This is a genomic window from Clostridium polynesiense (assembly GCF_000820705.1).
Lineage (GTDB): Bacteria > Bacillota > Clostridia > Clostridiales > Clostridiaceae > Clostridium_AA > Clostridium_AA polynesiense.
In genome coordinates, this window is record NZ_CCXI01000120.1 from 1 (window position 1) to 12,980 (window position 12,980).

Annotated in this window: 12 protein-coding genes and 1 pseudogene; 1 reads left to right on the top strand and 12 read right to left on the bottom strand. The window is 33.5% G+C overall.

Features of this window, described 5'->3' with window-relative positions; genetic code table 11:
* Window position 1: 1 nt before the first annotated feature.
* Window positions 2-409: an IS200/IS605 family transposase gene (tnpA, locus tag TA89_RS11525; RefSeq protein WP_052447460.1), complete on the top strand. Its 408-nt coding sequence runs from the start codon at window positions 2-4 to the stop codon at window positions 407-409.
* Window positions 410-512: 103 nt separating this feature from the next.
* Here the strand turns inward: tnpA and TA89_RS18030 are convergent.
* From TA89_RS18030 to TA89_RS17750, 12 genes and pseudogenes are all read right to left on the bottom strand, one after another.
* A pseudogene (locus tag TA89_RS18030) lies at window positions 513-1,021 on the bottom strand (IS256 family transposase); the annotation flags it as partial.
* Window positions 946-1,263 (bottom strand): transposase, encoded by a 318-nt coding sequence (locus tag TA89_RS19355; RefSeq protein ID WP_479723475.1) that lies wholly within the window; start codon window positions 1,261-1,263, stop codon window positions 946-948. The gene TA89_RS19355 and the pseudogene TA89_RS18030, both read right to left, overlap by 76 nt.
* Window positions 1,264-1,681: 418 nt before the next feature.
* Window positions 1,682-3,199 carry a BCCT family transporter gene (locus TA89_RS11535; RefSeq protein ID WP_040213523.1) on the bottom strand — a complete coding sequence of 506 codons (1,518 nt, stop codon included), beginning with the start codon at window positions 3,197-3,199 and terminating at the stop codon, window positions 1,682-1,684.
* Window positions 3,196-3,426: a hypothetical protein gene (locus tag TA89_RS18885; protein ID WP_242850130.1), complete on the bottom strand. Its 231-nt coding sequence runs from the start codon at window positions 3,424-3,426 to the stop codon at window positions 3,196-3,198. Before TA89_RS18885 ends, TA89_RS11535 begins: the two co-directional genes overlap by 4 nt.
* A complete protein-coding gene (locus TA89_RS11540) occupies window positions 3,423-4,037 on the bottom strand; it encodes an NTP transferase domain-containing protein (protein ID WP_242850131.1) in 615 nt (204 codons plus the stop codon). The genes TA89_RS18885 and TA89_RS11540 overlap by 4 nt, the downstream gene beginning before the upstream one ends.
* Window positions 4,038-4,051: 14 nt before the next feature.
* Window positions 4,052-5,812, bottom strand: a complete 1,761-nt coding sequence (locus tag TA89_RS11545; protein WP_040213525.1) for an NTP transferase domain-containing protein — start codon at window positions 5,810-5,812, stop codon at window positions 4,052-4,054.
* 220 nt (window positions 5,813-6,032) lie between these two features.
* Window positions 6,033-7,271: a nucleotide sugar dehydrogenase gene (locus tag TA89_RS11550; protein WP_040213577.1), complete on the bottom strand. Its 1,239-nt coding sequence runs from the start codon at window positions 7,269-7,271 to the stop codon at window positions 6,033-6,035.
* Window positions 7,272-7,390: 119 nt separating this feature from the next.
* Window positions 7,391-8,656 (bottom strand): flippase, encoded by a 1,266-nt coding sequence (locus tag TA89_RS11555; RefSeq protein WP_040213579.1) that lies wholly within the window; start codon window positions 8,654-8,656, stop codon window positions 7,391-7,393.
* Between the two features lie 89 nt (window positions 8,657-8,745).
* Window positions 8,746-9,771: a dTDP-glucose 4,6-dehydratase gene (rfbB, locus tag TA89_RS11560; protein ID WP_040213527.1), complete on the bottom strand. Its 1,026-nt coding sequence runs from the start codon at window positions 9,769-9,771 to the stop codon at window positions 8,746-8,748.
* Complete coding sequence (locus TA89_RS11565; RefSeq protein WP_207642851.1) at window positions 9,768-11,021, bottom strand: O-antigen ligase family protein; 1,254 nt, start codon at window positions 11,019-11,021, stop codon at window positions 9,768-9,770. Before TA89_RS11565 ends, rfbB begins: the two co-directional genes overlap by 4 nt.
* A gap of 11 nt (window positions 11,022-11,032) precedes the next feature.
* Complete coding sequence (gene rfbA, locus TA89_RS11570; protein WP_040213531.1) at window positions 11,033-11,917, bottom strand: glucose-1-phosphate thymidylyltransferase RfbA; 885 nt, start codon at window positions 11,915-11,917, stop codon at window positions 11,033-11,035.
* 6 nt (window positions 11,918-11,923) lie between these two features.
* Window positions 11,924-12,949, bottom strand: a complete 1,026-nt coding sequence (locus tag TA89_RS17750; protein ID WP_187119296.1) for a glycosyltransferase family 2 protein — start codon at window positions 12,947-12,949, stop codon at window positions 11,924-11,926.
* Window positions 12,950-12,980: the final 31 nt, after the last annotated feature.

Sequence of the window (12,980 nt, forward strand, 5' to 3'; positions counted from 1 at the left end):
TATAGTCTTTGCACCAAAATACAGAAGGCAAATAATATATGGCCAGATTAAAGCGGATATAGGAGTAATATTGAGGCAGTTATGTGATCATAAAGGTGTAGAAATAATAGAAGCTAATGCATGTAAAGATAATATACATATGCTTGTAAGTATACCGCCGAAATTAAGTGTGTCACAATTTATGGGATACTTGAAAGGAAAGAGTACACTTATGATATTTGATAGACATGCAAATATGAAATACAAATATGGAAATAGACAGTTTTGGTGTAAAGGATACTATGTGAGTACAGTAGGAAGAAACAAAAAGGCAATAGAAGAATATATAAAAAAGCAAATACAAGAAGATATAGCATATGAACAAATGAGTTTAAAAGAATATATCGACCCGTTTCACGGGTGGTCATGATTTTATTGGGAATAACTAAATACTGAGATAGTGTAACTGGTTATGCTATTAGTTTAGATAAATAGAAAGTTTTTATACATACTTTTTATAAAAAAATTAAATACTATAGGTACTGTTCAAGCCTATCAGGATACATGATGCTGAGCTGAGCCAGTGTGCTGTGCCAGTTCTGCATCGGCGAAATCCACTTAACCATAATCTTCTCTGTAGCTAGGTATAATGCCTTTCTCAGCGCATCATCAGTGGGAAATGAAGTTCTTACTTTTGTGAAATTTCTTAACTGCCTATTAAAACCTTCAAGAGCATTTGTCGTATAGATTATGCGGCGAATTCCGGAGGAAAATCAAAGTAGGTAGATAGATTACCCCAGTTATTAAGCCACGACTGAGTCACTATTGAGTATTTCTCTCCCCAGGTTTCTTCTAAGGATTCCAGGGCCTTCAACGCTTGTTCTTCGTTAACAGCTTTGTAGACTTCTTTAAGGTCGGCCATGAAATCTCTGCTATCCTTAGAAGAAATATATTTTATGGATTTCCTTATCTGGTGTATGATACAGCTCTGTATATTGACGTCTGGGAAAACCGCCTTAATGGCGTCGGGCAGGCCTTTGATTCACCAAAGCTGCTTTTTATAGTTTTAGGACTGTATCCATTCCTATAATTTCTTGAGTCAGGGGCTGTTCTCTCGTACTTCTCCCTCCCGATGTGCTCTTCCATCTCTGCTTCTAAAAACTGTTGAATTATGTTTCCGAAGAGCCTCTGCATAAGGCCGTTCTTTCCCACTAAATCTTCCATGCTGCTACACTTCTTCAATTCTTCATTAAGGTCTATGTTAGTTAAATTCAAATCAGGCATAATCTCATACTCCTTCTCTTTTTTCTTATAGTTATTATTTCCTATTTTTCCAGTTCACCATACATAGAAAAAACGCCAGAAGATTTGTTTACACAAAATCTCTGACGTTCCCTCTTTGCTTTGATTTGTAATTATATAAACAGATAACAATGGATCCAGCTATTGTCAAAATTAACACAGCAACTGGTAAGTTATCATAATGATCTAAAATAAAATTTGTTATTTCAAGCATATTGTCTCCCCTCGTTATTGTTGTGTGGTACTTCTGTACTATATGATAGTATAACTAACACACTCAATCCCGTCAACTCTATCTGTTTATCCTTACATCTCTCCATTTCATTATATTATGTTAATATAATCACTTATAAGAAACAAACCAGGTTGCCTTTTCATATTATATCAACCTGGTTTATGACTATTTAAAATGTTTTATTTCTTCCATATATTTTTTTGCATCCTTTAAGAAACTCCATACGATTAATACCATGATAATTCCAACTGGAAATGCTGCAATAATACTAACTGTCTGGATATTGCTCATAGAACTGTCTGAGAATACCAATGCGATTGGTAACAAAATCAGTAATAAGCACCATAATAACTGAATAGATCTGTGTGGATGTTCATTGTCATTCAACTCTTTGTAGCTGTAACAAGAAGCTGTATATGCGATAGAGTCAAAGGATGTTGCATAAAATGCAACCATAGTAACCAATACCCAAATTAATAACACTGTTGCCCAAGGGATTGTCTCGATTATATTGATAATCATACCGTACAAATCTCCTGTTTTGCTGTATTCTGCAATAAAGTCTGCGATTCCAGATGTCTGTAATCCCAAAGAATAGTTTCCAAATACCACAAAACTAATAATTGTGGAACCTACACCGAAGATATATCCTCCTAAGATTGTCTGACGTACTGTTCTTCCTCTTGAAATGTTTCCGATAAAGAATGGAGCCGCTACACACCATACCATCCAGTATGCCCAGTAATAAATTGTCCAATCTTGTGCAAAGTTTGTTGTTCTCTGTGGATCGATATATGTAGATAATCCGATAAAGTTCTGGATCATTCTACCAAATGACTCAATTCCTGTTTCAATAATGTACTGTCCCTGTCCTCCTACGAGAAGAACAAAAATCATCAAACCATAAAATAAATAAATACATACATTTGCAAGAATACTGATCCCCTTAAATCCATGAAGGAGAGAATAGGTATAAACTGCACATGTAATTAAAATAATAATAATTGTAATTGCTGTTCTGCTGATAGTTACATGGAACAAGCTCTGAATAATTGTTGCCATTAATGGTGTTGCTACACTAAATGTTGTCGCTGTTCCTGCCAACAAAGCAAATACTGCTAACAAGTCAATTACTCTTCCCCAAACACCATCTGTATGTTTTCCCAATACCGGACGACATGCCTCTGAAAATCTCTGTTTATTTCTTTTTCTTACGTGGAGCATAAAACCAAATGCTACTGCAAGTACAAGATAGAATCCCCAAGGGATAAAACTCCAGTGGAACAACGGGAATACTCCTGCCCATTCCTGAACTGTTCCCAATTCAGCAATATGTGGGTTTGTAGCATACATTACCCATTCTGAAAAAGAATAGAATAAAATATCCGCTGCAAGACCACAAGTAAACATCATACTTCCCCATGCAAAGAATGAATACTTCGGCTTTTCATCTGGTTTACCAAGTACAATATCGCCATACTTTGACGCACATACATAAAGTGAAACTAAGAAAATTCCCAATCCAACTACAATATAAAATGTTCCCATTGTGTCACCAAAGAAAAAACGTACCTGGCTCAACACTGCATTTGACTGTTCTGGAAATAAGAGGAATAAAATACTCAACCCTCCAATAATCGCCAATGGTACCAACGTAATCATCCAATCAATTCTCTTTTTCATTCATCTTTCTCCATTCCTTGAGTCTCATAAAAATATCTGTATCTGTCCCCTGCGCAAAATATAAAGCCGGCCGCTGCATTATTTTTATCCTTAAATGCTTTGATCTCTGTCAAATTTTTTTCTTCCACGCCCAACTCTTTTGCACATTTCTGCAAAATGCAAGAACCTGTTTCGTTCCAGTAAGCCGGATCGAATTCTCGAAGTTCATCCCAAGGTATCAAATTCAAAAATAAAACCTCCCGGATACTTTCGAATCTTTAAAGGAAGTTCCTGCATATGCTCGATGTAAATTAGTCTCCCAAAGCTTATCTACCGTCTCTGGCTTCTCATATTCTTCTTCCAAGATTGATAAGAACTTTTGAGAAAACTCATTAGACCAGAATACATGTCCCAACATGATCCATGAATCTGTTCCGCCTACCTTTACATCCTGAATCCATCCATCTTTCTCTGTCACACACCACTCTTCTGTACTTCCCTCTGCATACACACAAGAATAGTAGGAATCCTCTACTTCACATTCAAAAGGATCCTGTAAAAAATAGTTATCTGAAGAACAAATGTAAGAATTCTTCAAATATTCACGGGCTGCAAAAATGCTTCCATTATTGTTTCGATTCAAGAACTCTGGATTGTGTACTAAAATCACACCAAACTTCTCTTTCAAATACTCAAACTGTTCTGCTTTATATCCTGTAACGATTACAATTTCCTCAATTCCAGCCTCTCGCAACTGACGAATCTGTCTCTCGATCAGGACCTCCCCTCTCACTTCAATCAAAGCCTTTGGCTTCTCATAAGAAATAGGAGCAAATCGACTTGCGGCTCCTGCTGCCATAATAATTGCATTATCTACTTGCATTTTTCTAACTCCTCTTTCACAATCTTGTAGTAATCTTTTGCATAACGATACTGTCTCAAAGAATACTCACCAAATTCTACTCCCAAGTTTCTCTTATATTCACACCAGTTACTCCATAGCAATCCACATACAGCAATATAACAATATATTTTAATTCTTATCTCATGAGGGCATCCTTCTACAAAATACGCATCAATCAGACTATCGACTTGTTCTTTATTGTAAAGAGAATATATACAAAACATAGCTACATCAACATGTGGATCTTGCATTCCAGCGTATTCCCAATCAATCAAACGAATTTCTTCTTTGCCATATTTTTCAATAAACAAAAAATTATCGGGAACAGCATCTACGTGTGTCAATACCTTTTCACCTACATGCGTGTTAATATATTCTTTTAAAGAATATACTTTTTCTTTTGTTTTTGTATAATCCTTATAGATAGATGGCGTTCCTTCCAATAATGTCTCATAAAACTCCATTTGTCCAAAAATATCAAATTCGTGATCTACTTTTAATCCTAACTCGTGAAATTCACGTAGCCTACACATACATTTTCCCACATCATCTCTATTATCAGGATTACAAACTCTTGCATTTTCTAAAAACTCTGTGATTTTATAACCACTCTTTGGATTGATATAAGCAATATCATCACAAATTTGCTTGCCATCAATAACACCATAAACTGAAGCTTCTTGTCTACGGTTAATTAACTTATCTGTTCCCTCTCCTGGAATACGCATAATATACTTTTTATTTTTACAAGAAAAAAGAAAAGAACGATTTGTCATTCCTTTTTTAAGCACAGTAATATCAGTTATTTCTTCCTCTCTTGCATCTAATGCATCACAAATTATATGTATAGCATCTGTCTTTAATTGATTTGAATCACTATCAAGTTCTCTAAGTTGTTCATATGTGTTAATCTCAACTACATTTGCTGAATGAACTACATTCGCAGCCACGATCATACGGTCTTTCTGATACAAAGCTTCTTCCCAGAATACGCCATCATATCGTGGTTTTCGGGATAACGCTTCAATCTTTTCAACCACTACTTTCGCATCTTTCTCAGCCAGATAACAAATTCCAATCATGGCATTTCCAGCGGAACTCTTTGGAACACTGACCAATTCCATCTTACGATTCACACGCACATCACTTTCATCGTCTACCAGATCACTTACCATATACCAGGAGTACATCTCATGTCTGTGGAACGGATTGTTATTACACCAGATATCACAAGGAATCACGTAAGCATTGCTCATATGCTTTGTAACCAACTTCATAGAATGAAGATTGTTCTTTGTCGCATAATCTGCATTCACAACTAACTCTACTCCATATTCATCTATCAAATATTCATAGCGTTCTTTCAAAAATCCAACAACGACATAAATCTCTGTGATTCCAACTTCATGCAGCTGCTTAATGATTCTCTCGATCAATGGCTCTCCATTGACTTCCAACAGTCCTTTTGGCATTTCCGTATTGATTGGAACCATACGCATTCCAAATCCTGCTGCCAGAATAATGGCTCTGTTTGGAGTTTTTTCCTTATATTCCTCCATCGCCTTTTCTGTTGGACGAATCTCTTCATCGATATAACCAAGTTTTATCAAATCCTTCAATGTACGGTTGACTACACCCAATGAATGACCCGCTCTCTCAGCGAGCACTCTCTGATTAATATATGGCTCTGTTAAAAGTGTATTTAAAATATCGCTCTCTTGTTTGTTCATATTTTACCTTCCTTCATTTTTTATGAACACTGCCTCGTAAAAATTCTACTCTCTCTGCCGTTCTTCACAACAAGCATGACAAAAAGCGTAGAATCATAATTTGCCAAAATATCTTTTAGATATCACGTTCACGTTACTACAAAAATTATTTTCATGAACAACGTTATGTTAACACATTAAAAACGGAAATGCACCTATTTTATATCTTAAGCGCATAGTTTTAGTCTCGTTTGAAAATATCTCTAGTGTATACTTTTTCTTGGACATCATCCAATACACTATCATATCTATTAGCAATAATTGCCTGGCTTAATTCTTTAAATTTTTTCATATCATTAACAACTTTAGATCCAAAGAAGGTTGAACCATCTTCCAATGTTGGCTCATATACGATAACTGTTGCGCCTTTTGCCTTAATACGCTTCATAACACCCTGAATAGATGATTGACGGAAATTATCAGAATTGGTTTTCATTGTTAATCTATACACACCAATCACGCATTCTTTTTCCTGATCTGCTGCAAAGTCTCCTCTATTATAGTAATCGTAATATCCAGCCATAGACAATACTCTATCTGCAATAAAATCTTTTCTTGTACGATTAGACTCTACAATAGCTGACATCATATTCTGAGGGACATCCGCATAATTAGCTAATAACTGTTTTGTATCCTTTGGAAGACAATATCCACCATACCCAAAAGATGGATTGTTGTAATGAGCACCAATTCGAGGATCCAAGCATACACCATCAATAATCTGATGTGTATTCAATCCTTTCATTTCTGCGTAAGTATCTAATTCATTGAAATAAGAAACACGCAATGCCAGATATGTATTAGCAAATAACTTCACTGCTTCTGCCTCTGTAAATCCCATAATTAAAGTATCTATATCTTCCTTAATAGCACCTTCCTGCAGAATCTGAGCAAATGTATTTGCTGCCTTTACAAGTCTTGCATTTTCTACATCTGTTCCCACAATAATTCTGGATGGATATAAGTTATCATATAAAGCTTTTGATTCACGTAAAAATTCAGGACTAAAAATAATATTATCGCAATGATATTTTTCTCGTACATATGCTGTAAACCCAACTGGAATTGTGGATTTGATTACCATAATCGCATCTGGATTATATTGAATTACCAACTGAATTACTTTCTCAACTGCTGATGTATCGAAAAAATCTTTTTGACTATCATAGTTTGTCGGCGCTGCAATCACGACAAAATCTGCGTCTTTATAAGCCTCTTCCGCATCTAGTGTTGCCTTAAGGTTTAACTCTTTCTCTGCCAAATACTTTTCAATATATTCATCCTGTATTGGACTAATTCTATTATTTATTTTCTCTACTTTTTCTGAAATAATATCTACAGCAATTACTTCATTATTTTGAGACAAAAGTGTTGCAATAGATAGCCCTACATACCCTGTTCCTGCTACTGCAATCTTCATCATTACTCATCCCCTTCCAAATTCTTCAAAAGTGCATAATAATTACAAATGTATTGCTCATCATCTTTTTAATATTCTAATTGTCGCTTGCATAATATAAATCTCTTGCGCATTGCTACCTATTTAATTCCTTTAAGAACAAACGCTTGTGCCATTAATTTTACATTTGGTCGCATATCCTTTATAAAACAAGGAATAATCATGCTTGTTCCAATCTGAGTAATCACCGAAGCTAACGCTGCACCAGACGGTCCCCATAACGGAATAAATATATAGTTAAGAACAATATTTAAAATAGCCGCAGTACAATACATATATTTCAAATACTTTTGTTTATTTTCACAAACAACCCATGCATTTCTCGCCACTCCAAGATATGAAAATATTGTATACCATGTAATAATTTTTAACGGTTGAACAGATGCCATGTAAGCATCACCATACAATATTGTAATTATATATTTTCCAAAAACAATAAAACTAAACGCAACAGCTATTGAAATATATATAACAATTGCATACAACTGCCTATTTTTACGTTCAAAGGCTTCTTTATCTTTTTTGTGCAACTGCATAATTGTTGGAAATAGCGAATCTATAATTGCTTGTAGTACAAATACCCACATTAAATTTACTGTTAAAGCTAATGAATAATAACCAACAGAGACTTCATCCATCATTTGCTTAAGCATAAGCTTATCTGTCTGAGCGTAAATAGCAACCATCATTCCTGACAATATATAATGATAGCTTTTTCTTAAAAGATTTTTTCCTTTTTCCCAAGAAAAGGATAACTTAGGTCCCCCATTTTTTTTGTAAACTATATATAACATTGTGCCTAAACAAATATAGTCCACTGATGTTGCAAATGCAAACCAATCCACACTTTTGCCAGTAACAAGTAGAAAGATACGATAAGCCGAAGTTACAAGATATGCAATTAATGTTGCTATCGATGTAATCTTAGATTGATATCTGGATTGAAACCAGTAATTAATGGTATCGAGTGTTTGAAAAATCAAAGCAACACTACACAATGCTGTAACCGCTAATGTCAATGGTTCATTTTTGTCAATAACACTTACAACCCCTACTATCATAATAGATGATACTAGTGCAGAAACTAATCTTAATACTAAGGTAGTTCCTATTGCTTTTCCTTGTTCATTAGGATTATCCATAAAATCTTTTATAATAACGTAATTAATTCCCAGCGAACAGAAAGATGTAAAGAATGCCACATATGCTCCTGCATAATTAATTATGCCATAATTACCAGGGCCAAGATACCGAGCTGTAAGAATACTAATAAAAAAAGACAAAATCATTTGTACAACGCGACCACCAATTAACCAAATCGCATTTTTTGCTTCTTTACTATTCATCACTTTTATTTTTATTAATCTCAATATCCTATGCAAATCATATCCTCCATAATTAATACTTTTGAAACCTATTTATTTTAATTCAGCAATTATCTATTTCCATACATTTTTTTATAATAATTTTGATATTCTCCAGAGATAATAGTTTCCCACCACTCTTTATTATCCAAATACCACTGGATTGTTTTTTTAATACCATCAGCAAACTTAGTTTCCGGTAACCAACCAAGCTCATTATGTATTTTAGTCGGATCGATTGCATAACGCATATCATGTCCTTTTCGATCTGTAACATATGTAATAAGGCTTTCTGGCTTTCCAAGTTCCTTGCAAATAATCTTTACAATATCAATATTTCTCATTTCATTATGACCACCAATATTATAAACTTCTCCAATACGTCCCTGGTGTATAATTAAATCAATTGCTTTACAATGATCTTCAACATACAACCAGTCTCGTACATTTAAGCCTTCCCCATAAACTGGTAATGGTCTATCATTTAATGCATTTGCAATCATTAAGGGTATCAATTTCTCTGGAAAATGATATGGTCCGTAGTTATTGGAGCAACGGCTAATAGTTACAGGTAAATTATATGTTCTATGATACGCAAGAACTAAAAGATCCGCACTAGCCTTTGATGAACTATATGGACTACTTGTGTGAATTGGTGTATCCTCCGTAAAAAACAAATCTGGTCTATCAAGAGGAAGATCACCATATACTTCATCTGTTGATACCTGATGACATCTCTGTATTCCATACTTACGGCAAGCATCCATAAGAACTGCTGTACCTTTAATGTTGGTATCAAGAAAAACTTCCGGATTGTGAATAGAACGATCCACATGACTTTCTGCGGCAAAATTTACGATAATATCTGGATTTTCTTCTTCAAAAAGCTTATATACTGCATCTCTATCAGTAATACTCTCCTTAACAAATCGAAAATTCGTATTATCCATAACTGGCATCAACGTTGACAAATTGCCTGCATATGTTAAACAATCTAAACAAATAATACGATAATCAGTATATTTCTTTAACATATGAAATATAAAATTACTACCTATAAATCCAGCTCCTCCAGTTACAATAATTGTCTTTTTCATAAATCTCTCTCCAATCTTATAATTTTACCTCTTTGTTGCAAGTTACTTTTCTTTGTCCTAATTAATGAAACAGAAAGTCCTAAAAGCAAATAAAAATAAGGTTCTGTCAAGTAACTACCTGATATGAACAATTTTACAAACCCCATACAGAATGAAATTAAATATATACTTCTAACACATGAATCCTCACTAACAATCCTTAAACCTGAAACTATTTTTACTAACACTATGATAAGAATTATTCCTCCAATAATTATTCCAAAATTGATCAACAATTCCAAAATAATACTATGTGCATACTGCTCTACAAAATATCTATCGCTTCCAAGTCCATATCCAAATGGATATTGAGCCAATCGCTGCCAAAGGACTTTTTGAATATCCAACCTTCCGCTATCAAAACTGGTACCTGCCGTATATTCACCTAAAAAAGTCTGAAATACTCGCGTGCTTAAGTTATGATCTAATGCATACTGATAAAGTCCCTTAAGTGCAATATCATATAAATTTGTAAACGTCGCGATAAATATAAAAACACCGATTCCCAAAAGTAAAAGTACTCTTTTTTTTACATTCATACTAATTGTTTTATAAATTGTCAATAGTAGAAACATTACTAGGAAACACACAATAGAACCTCTATTTCCAAGCATTACCAAATTAAAAAAACCGTATAAAACTACTAATAACTTTATGATAGACATTTTTTTGAAAATATCCGCCATAAGCAGTAATATATGTGGTAATAATGAGTAAGGTATATATTGATTCGATGACCACTCGTATTCAAAACCTCCGTTGGTATTATTAAATACAATAGTCAATATTAGAATACTTAGAATAGATACGATACTCAATATATTTAAAAGCCCATTATCTATGTGTAACTTTTTATGTAATGCAAGTCCCACATAATACATTACAAAACATTGTAGTAAAAATTCTGGCCATATTTCATTAAACGGTTCTGTTGTTTTTGCATTAACAAGTAACGTTACTAACACAACAATAATAGCAAGGAATCCCAAAAGCAAATCCTTACTTCGAACACATTTTGAAATATAAGGAATTGATCCGATTATTAGAAAGGAAACGATTAATGATAGAAAAATAAATCCAATACTCGGAATTCTCTTCAACACTATCCCAAAGTAGCGAAAAAAAGCATGATACCCCCATAAAAAGGTAACTAATCCTAAAAATATCTTCTCACTGCTCATTCTTCGTATCATTTTTCCCTTACACCTCATTTATTTTCAAGTTAAAACTTCAATATTCCATCGGCAACTTTATGTAAATGTTCGCCATATGGAGATTTCCCATATCTATTGGCAGAAGCAATCAATTTTTCTTTACTTATCCAGCCTTTACGGAAAGCAATTTCTTCTGGTGCAGAAATCATTACACCCTGCCTTTTTTCCGTAATCTGCACAAATTCAGTTGCTTCAACTAAACTATCCATTGTTCCTGTATCAAGCCAAGCAAATCCACGTCCTAATATTTGTGCTTTTAATCTATTTTCTTTTAAATACATATCATTAAGAGAAGTTATTTCAAGTTCTCCACGTGCAGATGGTTTCACTTTCTTTGCCATCTCACACACACCCTTTGGATAGAAGTAAAGTCCTGTAATACAATAACTACTTTTTGGCTTAGTTGGTTTTTCTTCCACTGACAAAATATTCATATTCTCATCAAATTCCATGATTCCAAAACGTTCTGGATCATTAACATAGTAACCAAAAATAGTTGATTTATTATCTTCTGTATTTTCTAAAGCTATTTTTAAAAAACTAGATAATCCACCACCATAAAAAATATTATCTCCAAGAACCATTGCGCATGAATCATCTCCAATAAATTCTTCTCCAAGAATGAATGCTTGCGCAAGCCCATCTGGATTAGGTTGAACTTTATATGCAAAATTTACTCCAAACTGTGAACCATCCCCCAAAAGTCTTTCAAAATTAGGAAGGTCAGTTGGTGTTGATATAATTAATATATCTTTAATACCTGCTAACATTAGAGTTGATAATGGATAATAAATCATCGGTTTATCGTATATAGGTAAAAGTTGTTTTGATGTAACCATTGTTAATGGATATAATCTTGTACCTGCCCCTCCTGCTAAAATAATTCCCTTCATTTTATACTATCTCCTTTTCCTTAATAACAATTGAATTTTCTTAGGTATATGGATTAACCGATTGAAATTAAAAACTAATTTCACTTTAAGTTCCAACCTTTTTTTCTCAACTCTTTCTTGACTATCTAATTCACCACCAAACTTGTACAATAACCAAGTAAAATGAAATAATTCACTCGGTATATTTTGCACTAAGACTGCTACACTATCTTTATCTTCTTGTGAATAGTTCTTGAAAATATACCGAAAATCATATAGATGACGAATAAAAGCTTCTTTTTTTAACATTTTATTTATATTAATTTCCAAATCATAAAGAATCATATTTCTAAAACATCCATAAACCCTTTTTTTTCCGGTCCACAGTCCCTCACCTGTTAAATTATACTGTGCCCATAACTTGTCTAAATAGTATATCTTTCCGTACTGCAAAATAATATAGGTAATAAAATTGTCATTAAGATAATCACGATATTTTTCATCTAGCATCTTTTCTTTACATATGCTTCTAAACAAAATCGTATTTGTGTGAAAATATAACTCTTTCCAATATTTTCTACTATCTACACGACCTTCTCTTAATCTATTCTCCATTAGAGGATATTTTCGCTTTTCCGATAAATCATTTGCCAAAATATTATGTGCAACACAAGAACAATCTATATTTTCTGGTTTATCTAAAATCTGAACTTGCCTTTTTATTTTCTCATTACCCCGAAAGCAATCATCTCCATCCAGATAAATTAAATATTCTCCTGTAGACTTTTCTAATAAATTCGCTCTATTCCTTGCGGCTCTTTTACCATCCTTTTTAGTATTTACATCCCTTTTCATTACGAATAATTTAATATTCTCTGGATATTTTTCTATCCATCCATTAATAATAGATACTGTACTATCACTAGATCCATCGTCTCCAATTAATAATTCCCAATTAAAAGGCATTTCTTGAACAACTACACTTTTAATTGCATTATTTATGTATTCTTCACAATTATAACATGTCAGCATTATACTCACTTTTTTTTTCATTTTCATACCCTATCTTCTATTTTTTATTTTA

Bases quoted from the DNA above. Each gene is read 5' to 3' on its own strand.
- TA89_RS11545 (WP_040213525.1), bottom strand. From the start codon at position 5,812: ATGAACAAACAAGAGAGCGATATTTTAAATACACTTTTAACAGAGCCA.
- TA89_RS11540 (WP_242850131.1), bottom strand. From the start codon at position 4,037: ATGGCAGCAGGAGCCGCAAGTCGATTTGCTCCTATTTCTTATGAGAAG.
- rfbB (WP_040213527.1), bottom strand. From the start codon at position 9,771: ATGAAAAAGACAATTATTGTAACTGGAGGAGCTGGATTTATAGGTAGT.
- TA89_RS11535 (WP_040213523.1), bottom strand. From the start codon at position 3,199: ATGAAAAAGAGAATTGATTGGATGATTACGTTGGTACCATTGGCGATT.
- TA89_RS11565 (WP_207642851.1), bottom strand. From the start codon at position 11,021: ATGAGGTGTAAGGGAAAAATGATACGAAGAATGAGCAGTGAGAAGATA.
- TA89_RS19355 (WP_479723475.1), bottom strand. From the start codon at position 1,263: ATGCCTGATTTGAATTTAACTAACATAGACCTTAATGAAGAATTGAAG.
- TA89_RS17750 (WP_187119296.1), bottom strand. From the start codon at position 12,949: ATGAAAAAAAAAGTGAGTATAATGCTGACATGTTATAATTGTGAAGAA.
- TA89_RS11550 (WP_040213577.1), bottom strand. From the start codon at position 7,271: ATGAAGATTGCAGTAGCAGGAACAGGGTATGTAGGGCTATCTATTGCA.
- rfbA (WP_040213531.1), bottom strand. From the start codon at position 11,917: ATGAAGGGAATTATTTTAGCAGGAGGGGCAGGTACAAGATTATATCCA.
- TA89_RS11555 (WP_040213579.1), bottom strand. From the start codon at position 8,656: ATGAATAGTAAAGAAGCAAAAAATGCGATTTGGTTAATTGGTGGTCGC.